This is a genomic window from Variovorax gracilis (genome assembly GCF_030317115.1).
Classification (GTDB): Bacteria; Pseudomonadota; Gammaproteobacteria; order Burkholderiales; family Burkholderiaceae_C; genus Variovorax; species Variovorax gracilis.
Window position 1 is genome coordinate 56,630 of sequence record NZ_JASZYF010000021.1, and the last position, 19,707, is coordinate 76,336.

Annotated in this window: 12 protein-coding genes; 1 reads left to right on the top strand and 11 read right to left on the bottom strand. The window is 62.1% G+C overall.

Going from position 1 to position 19,707, the window contains the following annotated elements:
- Nucleotides 1-273: 273 nt before the first annotated feature.
- On the bottom strand, nucleotides 274-2,172 hold the full coding sequence (locus QTH97_RS27215) for a hypothetical protein (protein ID WP_286571648.1): 1,899 nt from the start codon (nucleotides 2,170-2,172) through the stop codon (nucleotides 274-276).
- Between the two features lie 361 nt (nucleotides 2,173-2,533).
- Between QTH97_RS27215 and QTH97_RS27220 the strand changes: the two genes are divergently transcribed.
- Nucleotides 2,534-3,001, top strand: coding sequence for a hypothetical protein (locus QTH97_RS27220; RefSeq protein WP_286571649.1), 468 nt, complete (start codon nucleotides 2,534-2,536; stop codon nucleotides 2,999-3,001).
- Between the two features lie 109 nt (nucleotides 3,002-3,110).
- Here the strand turns inward: QTH97_RS27220 and brxL are convergent, their stop codons facing one another.
- The 10 genes from brxL to QTH97_RS27270 form a co-directional block, all read right to left on the bottom strand.
- The gene (gene brxL / locus QTH97_RS27225) at nucleotides 3,111-5,156 is read right to left on the bottom strand and encodes a protease Lon-related BREX system protein BrxL (protein WP_286571650.1); all 2,046 of its coding nucleotides are present in this window, start codon (nucleotides 5,154-5,156) and stop codon (nucleotides 3,111-3,113) included.
- Nucleotides 5,157-5,158: 2 nt separating this feature from the next.
- The gene (gene pglZ, locus QTH97_RS27230; protein ID WP_286571651.1) at nucleotides 5,159-7,489 is read right to left on the bottom strand and encodes a BREX-1 system phosphatase PglZ type B; all 2,331 of its coding nucleotides are present in this window, start codon (nucleotides 7,487-7,489) and stop codon (nucleotides 5,159-5,161) included.
- A 64-nt stretch (nucleotides 7,490-7,553) separates the two neighbouring features.
- Nucleotides 7,554-8,486 carry a hypothetical protein gene (locus QTH97_RS27235; RefSeq protein WP_286571652.1) on the bottom strand — a complete coding sequence of 311 codons (933 nt, stop codon included), beginning with the start codon at nucleotides 8,484-8,486 and terminating at the stop codon, nucleotides 7,554-7,556.
- Nucleotides 8,483-9,469 carry a hypothetical protein gene (locus tag QTH97_RS27240; RefSeq protein WP_286571653.1) on the bottom strand — a complete coding sequence of 329 codons (987 nt, stop codon included), beginning with the start codon at nucleotides 9,467-9,469 and terminating at the stop codon, nucleotides 8,483-8,485. Before QTH97_RS27240 ends, QTH97_RS27235 begins: the two co-directional genes overlap by 4 nt.
- Nucleotides 9,470-9,479: 10 nt before the next feature.
- A complete protein-coding gene (locus tag QTH97_RS27245) occupies nucleotides 9,480-9,707 on the bottom strand; it encodes a hypothetical protein (protein WP_286571654.1) in 228 nt (75 codons plus the stop codon).
- Between the two features lie 24 nt (nucleotides 9,708-9,731).
- Nucleotides 9,732-13,163, bottom strand: coding sequence for an Eco57I restriction-modification methylase domain-containing protein (locus QTH97_RS27250; protein WP_286571655.1), 3,432 nt, complete (start codon nucleotides 13,161-13,163; stop codon nucleotides 9,732-9,734).
- 82 nt (nucleotides 13,164-13,245) lie between these two features.
- Nucleotides 13,246-16,707, bottom strand: coding sequence for a BREX system P-loop protein BrxC (gene brxC / locus QTH97_RS27255; protein WP_286571656.1), 3,462 nt, complete (start codon nucleotides 16,705-16,707; stop codon nucleotides 13,246-13,248).
- Nucleotides 16,708-16,745: 38 nt separating this feature from the next.
- Nucleotides 16,746-17,309, bottom strand: coding sequence for a BREX protein BrxB domain-containing protein (locus QTH97_RS27260; protein ID WP_286571657.1), 564 nt, complete (start codon nucleotides 17,307-17,309; stop codon nucleotides 16,746-16,748).
- Nucleotides 17,299-18,021, bottom strand: coding sequence for a hypothetical protein (locus QTH97_RS27265; protein WP_286571658.1), 723 nt, complete (start codon nucleotides 18,019-18,021; stop codon nucleotides 17,299-17,301). Before QTH97_RS27265 ends, QTH97_RS27260 begins: the two co-directional genes overlap by 11 nt.
- A 500-nt stretch (nucleotides 18,022-18,521) precedes the next feature.
- Nucleotides 18,522-19,166 carry a hypothetical protein gene (locus tag QTH97_RS27270; protein WP_286571659.1) on the bottom strand — a complete coding sequence of 215 codons (645 nt, stop codon included), beginning with the start codon at nucleotides 19,164-19,166 and terminating at the stop codon, nucleotides 18,522-18,524.
- Between the last annotated feature and the right edge of the window lie 541 nt (nucleotides 19,167-19,707).

Sequence of the window (19,707 nt, forward strand, 5' to 3'; positions counted from 1 at the left end):
CCCGGGCCCAACCACCATAATATGCAACTTCTGTCACTTTTTGAATCATTACTTTTGATGAGGGAGGGGTCGGCTACCCGGGACAGCGCGCCGCCACGACCTTGTCGGTTCGAGCGGGAGTCTTCGTCCGCGGCGCCGCAACCGGAAAGCACCGCGGAGCAACACCGCCGGCGCGGTGCACGATTTTCGTGAGCCAGGAGGACGCGACCGAAGTAGGCCGGGCGCCGGATGAACGTCGGTGAAAAGCTTAGACCAGGCCCAGGCTTCGGCTGGTCAGGACTTTCTTCGGCTCTGTTGGCCGAAGAACGCGGCGGCAGATTCAGGGTTGGCCTTGCACCAAGCGTCCAAATCCCGTCCCCGCAACCACCAGCCTCGTTTATCGGCGTCCAAACCGCTACCTTGGACACCGAGCTGCGGGGTCGGCGAGGCAACTTTCGGTGAGGCTTCGCTTTCCGCTACGTTCTCTCGGTGCGACGCCTTGTAACGCGGTTGGACTTCATAGCCTGTCGACGGTTTGAGTTTGCCGAAATCCTTCGACAGTCCGCCGGCCATCTCTGGAAAGAGAAGCGTCAATATGCGGTCGTACGTCGCGTTGCGGGCATAGGTTCGCTCCCCGGACTGCACGCTCGCCTTCACCTCGTTCGTCCAATCGGTGAACCATTCCTGCGCTCGGATGTCCGGGCGATATGCCCGTACCGCAATGAAGAACAGGATGAAGTTTGTGCGCTCCGCGATGTGAGATTGCCTAAAAGCATTCAGCGCCTCCAGGGCACTTTCGAATCGAAACCCGACACCGCGGTCCAGCTGTATCGTCAAAAGACGGGACAACAAACCGTGGAAGCCGACGAGGCCTACGTCGCCAGCTTCGGGGTACCCATGCATAGATAGGTCGCCGACAGCCTCCGCGACCAACTCCTGCGCCCTGGACATCAAAGGTCGTCCCGACGGTGCCTCGAGTTGCCTTCGGCCCCATGTCTCCTCGTCCAGCCTCGCTGTCACCGCTGCTAGGAATCTTCGGCCGATTTCGGTCGCGGGAGTGGCCAATACCTCCAGGCGCCGTTCCTGGGCTAGCCGCGCGGCCTCCTTGTCCGCAGCAATCTTTGCCGCAATTTCCTCCGCCGCTTGGAGCTCGAGCCGCGTCTGAAGAACAGCGCGTTGCCTCTCGAGTTCTGGATAGTGGAGCCAACGCTTTGCGGCGAGTTCTTCGACCACCAATTGACGGAGTTCGTCGCGGGTAACCCGGCCGCCAGTCAAACCCAGGTTGATTTCGAGGGCCGCGGCGCCCGCCGTCCGAATTCGCCCAATCCGGTCTGCATCGATGACATTCGTGACAGTGACTTCGACAAGAAGCGGCCGCAGCTGGACGCCAGCGACAGTGGTTCCGTCACAAAACACATCCGGCACGAGCGGACCGAAGCGATGTTCCAAGCGAACGTTCGAAAGCAGAATCCGCTCGGCATCGAGGCTCCAGCTACCGTTCAATGAGCCCCCACTGTGCAACGGCACCTCGACTTCCACCTTCAGACCGGGCACCATGAGCTCGCGGGCTTGCTCAAGGATTCGCTTAACTTCGTAGTGCAGGAGAGTCTCGCGTCTGCAGGCGGGAGCGAGCCCCTCGGGCAGCTCCAAATCTGCAGGCACCTCATCCAGGTATCGTTCCGCTTCGGCCCGCGCGGCGCGCTCTGCTGCTGCCTGCAAATCTGCGTCATCCCAGTGGCCAAGCCAGCAGATGCTGTTGGGCAACAAGCTCAGCCGCCGCCGAAGGTCGGCTGGAGTCATCGACGCAAGAGACACGTCCTGGAGGTCGAGGAAAATTGTCGGCTGCGGGACGCCATGCTCGTCCGCGCTAGACCCGCCAGCGGTTCCGGTGAGCTGGACTCGGAGCGTACGACCATCGTCGAGCGTAAGTACGGCGAAAGCGCGGTCCCGAAAGTCAAAGTTGGAAATGTGGACCTTTTCCGAAGGACGCTCGACCCAAGCTTGGTACTGCGTTCCGCTCAGTCCTCTTGCTTCAGCAGACATACGACGGCGTGGTAACTCGAGCCACCCTTCCTCGCGGAAATGGCTGAGCACAGCAGCACGAGCCGCGAGAACCGTGCACGCGCTCTTCTCGGCGCCGTCGGGATGCCGAAAGTGCGGGCGAGTCTTGAACTCGGACTTGGCCGCGTTCACTGCGGTCAGCGCGAGCCCACAACTTGCGCACTCACAGCCGCACTTGGCGCCGCGCCGGTCAGGTCCGAGCTCAAGGATGTAGCGGGGCTCTCCCGTCTCCGAATCACGCGCCCAAGCTAAAACCAGTTCGGCAAGCGCGGCTCTTCCCTCGGCGTCCACCGAGCGAACAACCAAATTGCCTGGGCCTGACATCCATAAATCATCGCATGAAGACGCCGCCGGAGCGTATGGGTTTGGAGCGACGCCGGAGTTGGCGCGGCCAGCGGAGGGCTGTCACGGCCAGGCTGAAAGGCAGGCACTCCTGCTCAAGGCGAAGGCGACAGCCCTAAAAATCCGCCGGCTACTGCCGATACCTACGGCCATGAAACAACCAAACTCAGTCGACTCTTTCTCGCCAACCAGCCCGTTCACCGAATCCGAGTTTGACAAGGACCTGTTCAATGGCAAGCCCGCACAACCTGAATTGCGGGTCTTATGGGAGTACATAACGCCGGGTCGGCACACGATTTCCGGCTCCGCCACGCTCGAGGTCCCTGCCATCGACAATGACATTCACGCCCTCGGTCAGGTGTACATTGCGGTCGGAGAGGCCCTAAAAAGCGCAGCTGAACAACTGTGGGATGACGAGCCGGACGGCTTTGACTACGAGTGGACCTCCGACGTCATGGCCACCGAGGTCGCAGAACTTAAGGCACTAGAGGCGGCTGGTGATGGAAACCCCATCGGCACCGCGCGCTACAACAGGTTCCTCATCCGAGAGGGCCGCGCGGATGAGATTCGCCCTCTGACGAAAGGCGACATCAAAAAGACCCCGGCAGGCAGCCCTTGAGCGTAAGCGCGCGAGCAGCTCAGGGCCGGGTTGGCGAGCACTGAGACGTGATGTTCGCGTCATCACGATGAGCAAAGCGACGGCAGTTGTACACGCGACACGCTTACTGTTAGTCAGCTAGTGCTTTCAAAAGCGCGTCGCGTCCATCCTGATAGAACTCGATGTCCAGCTTCGTCGCCATCTCGTCTGAGAGGTCGAACAACTGACGACGGCACGAGACGGGAAGCAGGAGCGACTTGGCGCCCTTCTCCACTGCCAGTTCAGCGAGCGTCACCGCGTTGTGAATCGGCTCGATGGTTCCGCCGAGCGTGACCTCGCCGACCACAACGAGACCAGCCCGGACTGACTTCTTGAGGAGCGCACTGGACAGAGCAATCAACGCCCCAACACCTGTCTTGGCACCCGATTTTGCGGCGTCAAATCCACGAAGCTGGACTGAGAACTCATGCGACCGAGGGTCGCGGTCCCCAACCAACTGCTGCGCCCTGGCATACAGGTTCTGCTCCGCACATCGGATGGATTCCTTGAAGGACGCCGGGACTGGATTGTTGAGGACACGCACGCCACCGCCTGGACCTTCGGTCACCTCCAGTCGGAACAGGCCAGGATGCTCATCCTGGCCGCCTGGGCTGAGCACCCATATTTGCCCCGATTCCAGCGGCTCATCTCCGATGCCACTTTGGCTCTGCAGTTCGGGCGTGGAGACGAACTTTTCGACACCTTCGGCGCCCAGCGTGTAGCTGAAGTGGGTGTTGCGGAACTCGGCGGCGCCGATGCGCTTTTGCTGCTCTTTGACGCGGCGGCGAACCTCCAGCGCCAAGCGCACCGCCCACTCGAGGTCTGCGTCGCTGACCTTCGCCTCCGCGTCGGGGTAAAGGAGCTTGAGCAGCCCGCTTACCGTCTTGTTCACGCCGTTGATGTCCCGCCCGCTCAGCGCACCGCCCCAGTAGACCCGCCCTTGCAAAGCCGACACGCGACTCTGGCCACGCAGTTGGGCGAAGCACTCGGACAGGAAGTCACTCACCAGGCCGAAGTGCTCGGTGAAGAGCCCGGGGCTCAGCTTTGGCACCTCCCATCCTGGCAGGAAGCAATGGATGCGGTCCATGAATGCAGTGTCATCCCGCATCTCCGGTGGCAGCGGCCCGAACAGATGGCCAACGCGCTGCTGATGCTCCACATCGACGTCAAAGTTGCCCACCAAAACGATGGAGCCATCGGCGCGAATGCTCTCCTTGCCACGAGAGAACTCGCCGCTCTCCATGTAGCCCTTCATGATGTTGACGCCATCCTTCTGGTCGAAGGAGACGCCCGATACCTCGTCAAAACACACTACGTCGTACTGGCAAACCAAGCCGCGCTGACCACTAGCGTTGTTGACGAACATGCGGGCCACAGTGGCTTTCCCACCGGAGATGAGGTGGGCGTACGGCGAAACCTGCTGGAACAGGTGCGACTTGCCGGTGCCCCGTGGCCCCAGTTCGACCAGGTTGTAGTTGCGCTCGACGAAGGGCACCATGCGCAGCAGCAGGGCGTCCTTGGCCCTCTCTGGCAAGGTCTCCGGCTCGAAGCCGACGCTGCGAAGAAGCAGGTCACGCCATTCGGCGGTTGAGAACTGTTCGCGGCCCTTGGACAAGGCGTCCAGGACCTCCCGCTTCGACAGCTGGATGGCGCGCAGGGTATCGACGCCAAAGGGGCGACCGCCCTTTTCCTGGGCAATCGAGGCGTCGTATCCCAGGGTGACCTCGGCATAGAAGCCACCAGTCAGCATGCGTTCGTTTTCCTTCACCATCTCCGGCGTCAGCCGAACCTCGTTTAGCCGTAGGCTGGGCAAGGTGGCAACGTAGGAGTCGGTCTTGGAGTCGAGGCGAGCTGTGATGATGTCGATGATTTTCACGGAGCCCGATTCACGCGCCCGGGCCTTGAACAGCTCTTCCTCGCCTGCCTTCACGGTGCGAGAGCCCAGCTGCCGCTGCACGATGTCCAGGCCTTCCTGGATTTCGGCCTCATCCGTCGTGGCGCAGTAGCGACCCAGCAGGAACTCGACCACATAGGTCGGCACTGGGAACTGACGGCTGAAGGTGCGCACCAAGTCCTTGCGCACGACGTAGCCCTCGTAGGCGGCCGTAGCCTTCCGGTCCAGTTCGTCGAGTTGCATCGTCACTTTTCTCCTACCGTGGTCGCCTGCTTTTGCAGGACTTCCCCCTCAGGCCCAAGCACCACAACCACGGCTGCGGCGCCCATTTGTTCGTCATCTGCCACCGCCAAGCTAGCCTTGCCGCCGGCAAGCGGCTTGCTGGCTGCGAGAGAGCTCGATGCCAGCGCTGCCTTGGTGCGGATGTCCACTCTTTGCCCCGTTGAGGCGCCAACCACTACTATCGTGCAACGCAGTCCCTTCCACGTGATGGACTGAATCGTTACTGCGCCGCCAGCACCAGCCGCACTAGCGCACTCCAGCTGTAGGACCGGGACCAGGCATTCCTGCAAGCTGATGCCACCGTGCGCGTACTCTTCGCCGGCAGTGAAATTTGTCACCCCCGGCGCGTAGGCCACCTGCACCTCCTTGCACCAGTCCCAACCGAAGGTCAGGGGCGTGCCGTGGGCGCTGTCCTTGAGTACGGCACAACGCCCCCATCGCGTCTCCGCCTGATGCTTGGCCAGTTCCGACTTGGGTAGCCCGCCCGGCAGCAGCAGCCACCCGTGGTCGGTGACGACGCGGATGCGCTTCCAGCCGGCGCCGGCCAGCTCGCCAACGCGCTCGACGACCTGGTCAAGTTGTGTCGTCATATCGCGCGCCAGACGAATGCCGTGTTCGTGCCCGTAGTGGTCCAGGTCACCGGCCTCAGTCCAGGCGCGGCCCTGAGGGTCGCCGGTCTCGTGCTTCTCCAAAGGCACCACGCCTTGCTCGGCCAGCAACTTCCGGAAGTTGTGGGCCGAGAGTGGCTTTCCATCAGCGGCCACTCTTGGTTCGAAGTCAACATCCTCAGTGGTGCCAGCAATGAGGCCGGCCGCCGGCGAGCACCAGGCCTTCCCGGATGCCGTGACCGAGGGCATGCTGGTCCACTTGGCTTCGAGCCTGGTCTTGCCCAGCGAAGAAAGGCGCGGCTCCAGCAGTCTGGCAACGTCATAGCGCAAGCCGTCGACGAAGACCGTACAGGTGCCGTCCTGGGGCGCACTGGCGTCTTGCGTCGTAAGCGGCGTCAGGCCACCCACGCCCTTGACAGCTTCCTGCAGCCTCCGGGCGGACTCATTCAGCCAAGGCAGGTACATCGCTCGCAACGCAGCACTGACGGGCTCCACGTCGCTCTTGGCATGGACGCCGCCGAGCGCCTTCAGCGCCGCCTGGTCGACCAGCCATCCTGATTGCTGGTAGCTGGCTGCCAATTCTGCTGGCGTCTGTCCAATGGGGAGGGCCGAGCTCCGTTGCGCGACGTCGGCCAGATGTTCCAGCGAAGCCGCCAGCGGCGACTGCCCCATGCGGGTCCAAAGCCAGCCGCGGCGAAGCCCGTGCTCCTTCTCCGCCGCCAACACAGCCTTGCGTGCCTGGTCGGCGTCCATGGCTGCGCACGCCGAGAGGGCGTAGCGCAAAGCAGACTCGCCCTGTTCGTTGGCCTGCGGGTAGCCTGCAAGGGTGTCCTGGTCCGGAAACAGTCCCAGCTGCGGCGGCTGCACTTTAGCCAACAGCGGGTAGATGTTCGGAAAGCTGGCGAACGAGTCGCGGTAAAGCACTGCGACGGCGGCCCACTTACCTTCCCCCTTAGCCAAACGCTCTGCGGCCGCCAGTACGCCATCGGCGACGGGGTCAAAGCCAAAGTCGGATTTGCAGAGCTTCGTGAACACGCCCCACAGAACATCTCTCCACTGCAGACGAGTCGCTTCCGGGGCATTCATCCACTGAAGCAGGTCCCGCGTGGGGTTTGGCGCCAGCAGGCTCAGCAGGAACTCTGCGTTGATGGCCCGCCCTTTGAGCTCCGCTACCGGTCGTTCGAGCAACACACCCGCCTGCAGGGCTTGGCCTAGCGCTTCCAGCGTCGCTTTATCCTGCGCGACGTCAAGCCCAAGGCCACCATTCTTGGACGCGAGGAAGGCGCTAACCGTCCAGTCCTTGGCATTGGCCTGACTCCAGAACGCGCCCCGGTACTGCAGCTCTGCCAGCGGCTGAAGGTCCCGGGGGCAGCTTTCAATGGCGCGCAATTCGGCACGACCCACACCCGGCAGGTACACCACAGGGACTCCCTGGAACTGAACCTCGGGCAAGGTGCCAGCAATGGCGCACTTGAGCCAAATCGCCGGGCCTGTGCGGCGCGACGGGTCGTAGTTGCCCAGTGCAAGCAGCTGCGGCATTTGCGACATCAGTCGCTGGACAAGGCTCTCCCAGTGCCTTTCCTTGTCTGTCCAGAGCACCGCGGCTACCGGAGACGCCGCATGGCTGTTGCCGGCTGACGCGGCGGTCAATGCAGCCGACAGGTGTGACAACAAGCTGTCTGTCATGCGCTCCACCTCCCGCGGGACATGGGGGCGCGTGACGGCTTCTCCGCTCGAGACGATTGATGCTTCAAAGAATTCCCCTTCCGGTTTCGGCCTTCAGCAGTGCCGCCAGCTGAGAGCCCGACTTCAACTTTTCTATGAATGTGCACCCCTGGTCATGCGGCTGCCAATGCGGACAGGCGAGAAAATACGTGTCCAGCAGGCCGCTGGGGTTGCCTTTCTTGCGCAACACCATGTGTTCCCCGTGCACGGGGCAGGTCGCCAGTTCCACCCCCCGCTTTCGCGCCGCCAGGTCCGAACGCAGGTCGTTCACCCTGGTCACCACAATATTCGCCGTGCCGGGGTCTTCCAGAATGACGCCGAACTCTTCGGCCGTCACGCTGAACTCAGGGGCGGACGTGTCGGTCATAAGGCCGTAGTCCGAACGTTGCAAGGGTTCCGTGCGATTGCAGGCCTTGCCTTGTCCTATCGGCACGTACCACCCCGTGCATCCCCAATAGAAGTCGCTCGGCCCTGCAACGCTGAGGTCGCGCCTCCACTGAAGCTTCATCTGGCGACCGCAGGTGCAAGTCTTGCCCAGGGTGTCCGCAAAGGCGTTGTATTGCAGGACATGAGTGGTCTCCAGGTCGACCTCGACCTTTTGCAGCACCGACTCCGAGTCCAGAATCTTCTCCGCAGCCTTGACTTCCTTGGCTTGATGCAGCGTCCCCTTCAACTCTTCGCGCTCTTCGCGCAAGGTATTCCAGCGCCGCCGCTCCTGGTCCGACAGCCCCCCACCGCTCATGCCGCGATTTCGCAGATGCATGATTTCGTCGTTGACCTCGCGCAAGCGGTCTTGCTTCTTGCGTGACTGTTCCGCAGCCACGTCCTTGACGGCGCCCCCCTTGCCGACGAAGGTGTCGTAGACGGAGCGCACGGTGTCGACCACCGTTGACACCACGTCCGTCACCACGCCAATCAGGGTCCCCAGGCCGTTGGCCAGCCAGCTGAAGAAGCTCATCCGTGTTCCTTGGACATCTGTCTTTCTTGTTGGAGAAGGCGAAGCGCCAACAGGCGCCCTTGATGAGAACGGTACGACGTTGCGAGTGCAGCCTGGTTGATGGTTCTGTCGAACACCAAACCGCCGGCCACGGCCACGGGGAATGACAGCAGGCCGCCGCCCAGGGCGTAAACCGCAGCACCGACAGTTTGCGTCACTACAATGCGTTGGCTGCGACGAGCCAAAGCCAGCTTGAACGCATCCATCGATTGCCGGCCAACCGACAAGCGATGACCCTCATACAAGGCTATCGCTGCCAAGGGCAGCAGGGGATGGAAGTGGTCCAGGAACGAGTCGACCAGTGAGCCGTCGACCGCGTCTAGGCCCAGCTCGACGTGTTCACGCAAGTTGTGGTCGGTGATGCCGCTGTCGAGGACCAGGCCGCTGTCTCCCACTTCGCCGGTGGCGAGTATCTCGATGTCCGGATATCGCTCCAGGGCAGAGCGGATGTAGCTCACGCTGTCGGTAGCTTTGAGTTGTAGGTACTCGACCACATCGCCGCGGTCATCGACGATTTGCATGTCCCAGCCGGGCTGCGTCATGGACTCAGCCAATACCGCGTATTGCCCTGGCTCCAGCAGCAAGGGGCCCACCTGCTCGCCCTGGTTCAGCTTCTCAACCACCAGATACTCGAAGTACTTGCCCTTGGCAGTATTCACAGCGCCCTGCAGAGCCGGACCATCGAGCCCAAACAGGTTGTTCTCGTCGATGGATGGGTTGGTGTCGTGAATCGCCTTCAGTAGCAGCGGGTCGACGTCTTCGGGGCCATCAACCAGCGACAACTGGGCAGAAGCCGCAGCCACCGTGAGGTCCAACAGAGACTCTCGGTTGGTCTTCAAGAATCGGCGAAAGGCCTGTTGAAAGGCTTCGCCCGCAGGCAGGTCGCCCCCAATCGCGTAGCGCTGCAACAACGCGTCGAGTCGATGGCAATCCGGACTAGTCATGTCGAGTCCTTCAGCGCTCGCGAAACTTGGCGACTTCTGCCTTGAGCCGTTGAAGGTCGGCCACCCACCCCGAGGTCGAGACCCCCTCCGGCTCAAGCCCCAAGCCGTCTTCGATGCGGGCAATGCGGCGCTCGAGTCCCTGCACAAACTGGTCCATGCCTCCAAGCACCTCCTCCACCATCAGCAAGTGCTGCTCCATTTGCGCGCGGAGCTCCTTCTGAGTGACCGTATCGAACACCTGGCGTCCTCCTGTTTCAACCATTCAATTCAAAAGAGCTGCTGGGGTAGCCCTATCTGCCTCCCGCGCTGCTTGCTTCTCCGCCACCGTCAGGTGATGGTCATTCATGCGGTCGCCACCAAAGGTCTTGAACCACGGCGCGCTTTCCACATCCTTGCCGCGGTCCTTGTCCCAGGTGATGTTGAGCTTGGGCTTCTTGTTGTGACGCAGCACTTCGGCGGTCATGAACGGACGGATGTTCAGGCGCACGCCATCATTGAGGTCGGGGGTCCAGCCGATGGGCTGTTCGGCCAGCGGCTTCCAGCGCACGAAGATGTCGTAGGGGGATTCGCCTTCGAGGATGAGCTCCAGGCGGCGCTTCAAATCCTGGGCGTAGGTCAGCCGAGTTTGCGCGCCGTCGATACTTTCGCGCACACCGACCTCCTGCTGTCGTATCCAGTCGCCCAAGTAGGTGTGGATGAGGCGTTCAAGCTTCTTGTGGTTGAACTGGTGGTAGTTGACCAACGCGCCGAAGCCGTCCTTCAGGCCGTCCCACACATGCCAGACGAACGGGCGGTGGTGGAAGCGCTTGGCGTGCTGCTCGAAGAACTTGTCGCGCAGCCAGACGTCCAGGCCCTTGCCGGCGCAGTCGGCGTCAGCCAGCAGCTTGGCGAGCACAGCGGGCTTCCAGCTGCCGGGCTGCACGGTCTCCCAGGCAGCAATTAGCAAGTTGAGCAACCGGTCATGCGCGGGTGCCTCGCCGCGCACCGACGGCAGGCAGACGATGCCGTCGTCGTCTGCGTATTCGGCTAGTTGGTCGCACCGGGCAATCCAGGCGCGGGCCTCGTCGGCCAGTACTATCGCTGTGTCGGTCTCGGCCGGCCAGCGGTACCCGGCCAGGCGGGCAACCGCGACTTGCAACGGGTCGGTTGAGGGTTCTGGATGGCCGTGAAAAATTGCTTGGCTGAAGTCATGCGATTGCGGTTTGGGCAGCCCTTGTGGGAATTCAAGCGCTGCCACCGCTTTCCAGTGACCAACATCAAACGGAACCTTTGTAAGGGTTGCATTGGTCACTTTGATAGATTGGTCAATCTCCCTGACATTTCCGCTGAACTCTTCCGACCTCAAGTAGGCGGCGATGGCAGGAAGTAAAGATTCATCTTGCCTTGGAAAAATAACTGCCAAAGAGTTATCAAATTTATAACCCAAGGACACAGTTGCACATAGTTCACCCATCTGCTCGACTGCGACTCCAATGCGACTCCAAGCCCGATTCCCACTTTCGTGCATGTCGTGAAGTCGGTCTCGAGTCGCTTCTGCATATGCGTGCAACGAACCACGACCTGATTCCCACCGAATCATGCCTGTTAGTCCGGAGAACAACTGCTTTTCGTCGTCAATGGTCGTTTGAAATGGCTCCCATCCATCAGAGAAACCATCCCGCTCCCAGAAAGATTGGATGAATCGATTGATGTCTCCCGTTCGAAGGCCTTGATAGGCTATTGCCACCTCACTGAGCAGTGGTAGCCCTCGTTGTACTTCACCAAAAGATACGACAGAGTCGGGGTTGGCCAACTGAGACCTTTGAGAAACACGTTTGATTTGCGCCGTGCGCAAGGCGTCTCTTTTTTCTGAAGCACTATCCACCATCGCGACATCTAGAAGACTTAACGGAGCTTCGGTCGAAGCTGCAGAGTACAGCCCGCTGTCGATGGAGACCAGAACCGGGGCAGCGTTCAGCGGAGTGTTGAACGCCCCGTATCCAAGCCTTGCAACAACTTTCCACGCATCACGCTTCAGTGACTTTGCGCGAAATCTCTTGTAGCTACTTAGAAAAAGCCAGTTTTGCGGTAGGACGACCGACGCGTTTCCCCCTTCTTTGCACAACTCCAAGCAACGCTCAAGGAAAGTCGTCGCCAAGTCACTCTTCTCGTCGAAATAGTGATTGTCCGAGTACTCCCTCATTGCTTGGTGCTGCTTGCTTCGCGTCAAATACGGGACGTTAGTCACCACAAGGTGATAGCGACCATCCAGTATGTGGGCTGCATCCAGCAGGCCTTGGGCGGTCAGCGTTAGGTCCCAACTGTCATCCTGCATTTCGCTGGCCTGCTCCCATACCGTCATGGGACGTTCCGCAGCCAGCGCACGCCCGAGAAGCTCGCGCAGCGTCTCGAAGTTGGACGTGGCCAAGTCGCTCTTCAGGCTGCGCGCCGGGTCCAGCAGGCTGCCCAACAGCGGAGCTTGGGCGAAGCTAGCATGCAGCAGGCGCAAATCCTGACGCAGGTAGGCGGCGTTGGCGGCGTCATCCGGTACCAGGGCCATCCAATCCTCTGGCTTGGCTGCCACCTTCAGGCCGCTGCAAGCGACCTGCGGTGCGGGCATGTCGGCGCGCACCCCCAGCGGGTCGCCGTTCTCATCCGGGAAACGCCAGGCCGCCAGGGCCAGCGCGAAAACGGCGATTTCTACGCAACGGGCATCCAATTCCAGGCCGTGGAGGTTGTCGGCCAGTACGGCGTCCACCGCGTCCATCGCGCTCATGCCTTCGACCGCCATGCGCATGGGCACCAGAAGCAGGAAAGCCGCCACCAGAAAGTGACCCGAGCCGCAGCAAGGGTCCAGCAGGGTGAACTCTTCCAGCCGGTCGGGCCAGCCTTCGAACTTGCCGGCGGCGGGCGTGCCGTCTTCGAGCGTTCGCAGGTAGGTCAGCGGCACCGGACAGTTCTTACCAGGGTGGCGCGTCACCCACCAGGCGCCCAGCGAGTTATGGAGCAGGAAGTCCACCATGTAGGGCTCGGTAAAGAGCTGGGTGACGGCTGGCAGCTCGTCGGCGCCAATCTTCACCTGCAAGGCGTTGACCTCGTCTTTGCGCTTCGCCTGCCAAAACTGGTAGACCCAACCCAGGCTGTCGCTGGCCTTGAACACCTCTGGCGGCAGCCCGGCCAGCAGACGCTCCAGCTCGCGCTGGTGCTCGGGCGCGAAGGCCAGTTCGAACACCGGACTCTGCGGCTTGAACACCTGCGGCAGCATGCGGGCGGCGAGCTTGCCGGCGAACTCCCACTTAGACTTGGCGCCCAGATTCATCGCTAGGTCGGTTTCCTGCACCAGGGCTTCGCAGTCGTCCAGCGACACGGCCGCACCCGGCTCCCACAGCAGCAGGCCGTTCTCGGCTAGGAAGCGGGCGAACAGCATGCGGTGCCAGTGCTCATAGGCCACCTCCCAGATTAGGTGCTGCAGGCCCTGGGCGTCGTCGCTGGCCTTTTTGTCGCCCAACGCGCGGCCATGGGCGCGAAGGCGCCGGCGCAGGGGCCTGAAGTTGTCGGTCAGGTAGCTGGGGGCGCTGGCTTCGCCAATAGCCAGTTGGCTCAGCGCGGCGTGGGCGCCTTTTTCGGCGACGTCGCGGGCGGACTTGACGGCGGCTTCGAGCTGGCTGCGCAGGAGCTTTGCCAAGGGCTGGTTGTTGATGCTGTGGGTCGACATGATGTTCTGTGTCTTGTTCTCGAAGTAACCCAGGTAGCCGAGTAACGGGTACCGGTGCTACCTGGCCTTCTTGTGCCTTCGCTCAGAGCGCGACGGGCCCTTGTTTCAGCTTGGCGTCCAACAGGGCCTCCACCTCGGCCAGCCAGGCTTTCAGCTCGGATTGGTCGTTCAGCGTCCGCTTGGGCAGCGTGACGTGGACGACGTTAGGTTTCAGCAATTGCACGGCCGCATGGCGCGCGGCCTCAAATCGGCTGGGCAGCGCTTGGGTCTTGGAGACCCAGTGGTCCAGGTCGCAGTCGTCCAGGGCGTCCTGCAGTTGCTCGGGCGTGCCGAGCTGCAGCATGCTAGGCGCCGACAGGTGGTGCCGGGCGCCAAGGTCCACTCGTTGGGTGTCATTGAGTTTTTTCCAGTCTGCGTCGGCATGAAGCTGGGCCTGCTGTTCGGCGAAGGTCTGTTGGAAACCATCGAGCTTGGCATTCAGCGCCTGGCGCAGCAGGTCCACCGTCTTGTCCAGCAGCGGACGCACCGGGTCCGGGTCAGCCAGCAGGGTGCGTTGGGCCGAGATGGCGCCCACCTCTGCCTTCAGCGTCGCGTAGGGCCCGAGCGCCTTGGAGTGGCGCAGCAGGTCGTTCAGCTTGTGCCATACGGGCAAGCGTTTGGCCATGTCGTCGGCGGTCTTGGTCCAGCTCTTGGACAGCCCGACCAGTTCGTCATAGCGGGTGAACAGCTCGAGCAACTGAGCGTTGCCGGTCTGAGCCTCGATGGCTTCGAGCGCGGCCAGCTTCGGGGCTTCAGGCGCGGGCGCAGGGCCGCCGGCCTTGGTAGCTTGGTCGCGCAGCTTGGCTAACAGAGCCGGCAGCTTCACGAGCTCTTCTTTAGGTTGGCAAGGGACGCCCACGGCACTGAAGAGCGAGCGAATCTTGATGAGCTGCGGCGGCGTGATGTTGACGCTCTCGCGCTGGAAGCTGGCCTGGGTCAGCTTGGCGCGGTCCAGGCTCTTGGCGTCCACGGCCTTCGAGCTGGCATCGGCAGCCTTGATGTGGCCGGCAGCCAGCAGCGCGTACAGCGCGCCGTCGATGGCGTCGCGCGGCCAACCGAAGGGCGGCGCCTCGAAGTTGTCCCGAATCTCGGCGCCCTTCTTGCCGGGGCCGATGTAGGCGAGCAACTTCTGGCAGACCGGATGTTTATCTGCCTCCTGGGTGTGGCCCACAAACTTCAGAGCTTCCAGATTGCCTTTTCGCGCCTCGTCGAGCACCTTGCTCCACATGTCGTGGTCGGCTGCGTCGAACTGGCTGTACAGGCGGATTGCCGAGGACTTGGCCGCGCGGTTGATGCGGTCGGCCAGGTCGTTGCCGTCCTGCGCTTCCTGCCCACCGGCCTGAAACACGCGCACGCCAGCTAGTAGCTGTTCCAGCAACTCTGCCAGCTCCTTCTCAGCTGTGCGCTGTCGGCTCTCCATCGAGCGCTGGGCGTCGCGGCCTTCCTCGGTCGACGGGCTGCCCTTCTTCTGCAGCGTGGTGCGCGCCGCTTCCAGCGCGACGATGGCGTTGGTCAACTCGGTCTTGTGCTGCGCAGGCAGGAAGGCGAACAGCGTGGGGTTCTCAGAGCTCTTGGCCTTGGCTTCGGCGACAACGGATTTCTCCTCCGTTTGCCAACCATCCTGAATCCACAGATACAAGCCCTTGTCGTGGTCCTTCGGCAGGGTGTCGTCATAGGTGGGCGTCAGACGGCGTTCGACGTTGTCCTTGCCTTGGACAACACGGACCTTCTTCAGCACCTCGCCAAAGCGGCCCTTGAGCAGGTCGGCACGCTTCTGCTCTACTCGCTGTGGGGCGGCCTTAAGCTCCGCCTCTTGGGCACGGAACTCGTCGTACCAGGCGCTAGATTCACGAGTCTGCAGGCGGAACTCGGTTCCGCTGCCGCCGACCAGGGCCATGACTAGGCGGTCCTTGTTCTGCAGTTCATCCAGCAATGCGGGCAGCTGCTTGCGCAGCTCGGACGAGCCTGCCGCTAGGTCGGTCACCAGAAGGTCGGCCAGCGCATCTTCTGTCGCCTTTAGCCCAATATCCATCGCGGCATCGGCGGGCAGCTTGTTGATGAGATAAATGAGCTTGAGGAGCTTACCCTTGAGCTGTGCATGCGCGTCGCCGGCCGCAAAACGCTGGACGTTCTCGAACACTTCCTTCGGCAGTTGCGCGGTAGAGACCAGGTTCGCGGCAATTTGGTCGTACAGGAAGTCGCCGGAAACGACATGACCCAGTGGAGCGTCCGCCGTATCCAAAACGGCCTCGTGCACCACGCGAAGTTGGCTGCGCAGTTGGGACACTGTGCCGGTGGTGTCGATGGTCCGAAGAACGCGTTCCCAGAATCGGCGACGTACCGGCAGCAGCGGGTAGTCGGACGTCATCACGTCCTCGTCGTCGGTGACGTGTTCGAGCTTGGTGCCCCTCAGGTGGCGAGAGATTTCGCCGAGGTTGGCGCGCCAGACGTGCTCGACCTCGGGCTGTGCCGAAGGCTTCTTGGCCAGAATGATTTGACGCGTGACGTTCTCGACGTCCCAGTCGCCAAGCATCACCTGCACCGGGAAGCGGCCCATTAAGCGCTGCAGGTTTGGCATGCCGGACAGGGCCGATTGGCCCGTGCCCACGAACAGCAACTTGCCGTTGAAGTGCTTGGACAGGGTCTCGGTGACCTCCTGGACTTGGAAAGCTTTTTCGGCGTCGGCGCCGATGTACTGCTGCACTTCGTCGAGCACCACCAGCGTCAATGGGAACTTCCCATCCACCGCCAGTGCCGCCTCGATGGCGTTGGTCATCTGCTCGCTGGTGACGTCGGAGACCTGCGGGAACTGCTCCTTGAGCAGCTTACGGGCGTCGGCCTCGGTGTGTGCGAGGTCGGGGCGGGCCTTCAGCAGTGCCTTGGCAAGGTGGCTGGACACGTACATGTGCGGCAGCTCTTGGACCAGCGAGCGCCCAGCCGCCTTCAGCTCCGCTTCGACCGTGGGCAGGATGCCTTCGCGGTTCATCCACAGGACAAGCTGCGCCTGGTTGTACTGCTCGGGCAGGCCCTTGGACTTGAACACGATGCCGAGCAGCGCCAGGCGCACCTTGTCGCCGGCACCGGCACCGAGCTTACCGGCGGCGGCGTGCAGGGTGCCGTGCCGCTTGCCCTGGGTGCTGAGCTCCTTCAAGTGCTCGAACACGCCAGTGGGCAGCTTGGCAAGGCTTCGAGCGGTGGCGCCGTCGCTGAACTGGTAATCGGTCCACAGGGTGCGAAGCATCTTGGCCAGATGCGACTTGCCACTGCCGTAGAAGCCGGAAATCCAGACGCCCGGCTGCTCGGTGCCGGCGTCGAGGTTAACCAGGAATTTGTCGAGAATGGTCTCGAGCCCCTTCTCGTACTGCCCGTCGCAAACAAAGGTCTCGAGCTCGTAGCGGAGGATGTCCTGGGCGGCGGCAGAGTGGTCTTCCGAGACCTCCGCCACGCCGTTGTTGACGAGTCGGTTTTCCTTCGGGGCCTTGTTGTAGATGTCTCTGTTCAGCATGCTTGTCCTTGTTCTGATGCGTGCGCTTTGTGCTTGAGTCAGTCTTTGGCCAGCAGCGGTACGGCCAGGTAGTTCCAACCATCTCGGGCATCCAGCAGCCGGTAGGCGTGGTTTTCCGGGTGGTACTCGCCGGGGAAGAAGACCAGCAGCCGCCCCTCGACAGCCTCCTTGATGCCCTCGACCACGGACGACACCCGGGCCAGGCCGAACAGCGTTCCGACGCCCAGCAAGGCGACAACCATATTGGGGCTGGCCTCTTCCGAGATGCGCGCTTTCAGCTTGGCGATAAGGTCGGCCACGAACTCGGTGAGTTCGCCCGTTTGATACCCGGCCAAGTCTTCAGGCGCCTCGAAGTAAGCATCGCGGTACTCCTGCGCTGACATCCACTCAGGGAAGGCGTTGCTCACGTCCAGCAGCAACCACCGCTTGCCGGCCTGCTGTGTGGCGAGTTCAAACTCTCCGACATTGGCGCGCAGGCGAAGCTCATCGGCCTTGTCGTAGACCGCGAATATCACGCGCTGAATTGCCGCGAGGCCGGCCTGCCAAGGAACCGTTAGGTGCTGGCCATAGGCAGACACCAGTTTGACAACCTTAGATGACATGCGAAACCTCCTGTCGGATTCGTTCTTCTTCGGGGGAGAGGTAGTCAGGGAAACGCACTTCCTTGACACCGCCGGCGTTCATGAACACAAGCAATCCTCGATGTGACGCCAAATTTGCAAGCGCCTCTATTTCATCCGGTGAGCATCCAATCAAACTCATCCATTCAGATGAGAACAAGCGCTGGCCGGTCCGACCTTCCAAGTACCCGAGGAATAGCAGCAGCGTGACGGATTCGGGATGCGGCTGAACCATGGACCGGGTCTTACGTACGCGTCCATGGAGAAGACCCGCCGCCGTCCAGGTCCCAGCCACGTTCTGTGCAAAGGACTTCAGTGAGGCCGGCGTAAATCGGCCCGGATACGTGCGTTCGAGAAAAGCCTCGGTCTCCTCACGGGGGACGGGAGCACCCAGGGACTTCCCGAGGATGAAGGATTGAGTACTGCGTAGCAAAGGGTCGCGAGCGAGCGCGACGGCCAATGCGAGAAGCGGCTGGGCAGCAACATCGAGTGGCCACAAGCGCCGCAAGGCCCTGAAGATTGGGTTCGCGAGGTCCAACGCATACAGGGCCGTCAAATGCCTGGATGCAAGCTCACGCGCTTTGCGAGTAGGCTTTCCGAGGACGTTGTCGTCGACTACGGCCGCGGAGTAGTCTGCTCGCGTTGCGTACGCCGGCGTGTGTGCCATCAGCACGCGAAAGTCTTCCAGCATCATGGTCCGTGCCGCGTGCGGACCATTGATGCCAAAACGAAAACCGAGCTCCGACAGGGGCTCTTGGTGAGACCCGCGCACCACTACCTTCTCGACGCGCGGGCCGAGGGCAAGGTCTTGTCGGGGACCCCTTCCAATGGCACACCGTTGGTCCGGCAATAGGCCACAACCATAACCTCTACCATATTGGCAAGGCTCCGCATCTCTCTTTCCGCGGCCGCTTGCAGGGCCGCTTTGATTTGAGGCTCCACCCTTACGCTGACGACTTCCGTCTTGCCGACTGACATCTACGGCTCCTGTGAGTAAAACGCTCGCATTTCGCTAGCTTAACGCATCCCCATCTTCGCCCTCCCCGTCGCCGGCAAAGTTTCGCCGAGAGAAGGAAGAAATGCCTGTTTTGCGGCGTGCCGTGGGGGAGCACTGTGCTTTCGGTTGCCCCGAACCTGCGCAGGACGTCAATGAGCCCCGTGACGGAAGCGTCGCTTCTCAGGCATCGCTGTCACCTAGCGCCTTGCCACCCATCCTGCCCTCTGCAAGGCCGTCCTCAAGCTACCAACCTCGTCCTCGGACACGGCAGCGCGCACCTTGCTCCAGAGATTGCTGACCGGCGTGTCCTTCATTGGGCCGTCGGCCGGCCTTGTGCCGTAGAGCCCTCCGGCGACCGCCGCGGCCGCGACCTCGGCAGCGTGAATCAGCGCTTCCAATGGGTCGCCCTTCGAGCCGACACCTGCGCCACCAGTTTTGAGAGACGTGATGACCGCGAGGAGCTCGCCAAACAGGTCCCCGTCAAGGGGACGCTGCTCGCAAAGAGGTGCGGCCTCAGCGAGCCATCTAGTCGCCTCCCGAACGCGCCAAGCCGGGTCTGCTTCCCGCTCCTCCGCCTCGAGCCTGAGCTTCGCCGCGTGCTCCTCTGCGGCGTCGAATACCTCAGTCTTCACCTGCGCCCGTTCGCGAACCGAGAGAGCGGAAATCTCCGTCGGGAGGTCTGAGGCAAATCCCGGGGGCCAATCCGTTGCCGTCAGCGGGATGCTGCCAAGGCTGACCTCCTCCACGTATCCGTGGGTGTTGCCATTCTTCGAGTTCTTCGGGACCCACGAGCGCCGAATGAGCCGCGCCGAGTGCTTGCCTTTCCTGATGATGAATGCCATTTTCTGTCTCCAGATTGAGTTGTTGATTGGTCGTGTAGGCACCGTGGCACCACCGCCTGCGCCTCAGGGGCTGAGGGACTTCAAACACTGGGGCGCGCGCGACTCAATCCTGTGCCTCGGCAGTCGCGACGGCGCCCTCGTCGTTGGGCAAACGGCTTGAAGCAGGTCTGCCCCGAGGGCACCTGACGGCATCGCCTCGGAGAATCAGCAGGCGGACGGCGCGGCGTGCAGCCGCGTTCCTCGATGGAGAGATGCTGCGTGCACGGGTCGCTCGGGGCATAGCGGGAGGGCCAATGGGCGAACAGTTGCTCGCGACAGCCCGGTTGAGGCGGGGTGAAACCCGCCGCCGGCCAGCGCTTGCAGCCATCGCGGGAAAGGGCGAGAGGCTTGCCTCTCGTCAGGCAGACGGTCGGGGTCCCCACGGTTCGACGAGAGGACGTTTGCCTTCGAAATGTGGGGCAGCCGTCGAGAGCACGGCATGCCGAAAGCACAGTTGAGCCGTCGACCTCGAGAGCACAGCGGCATTGGAAGAAGGTTCTGG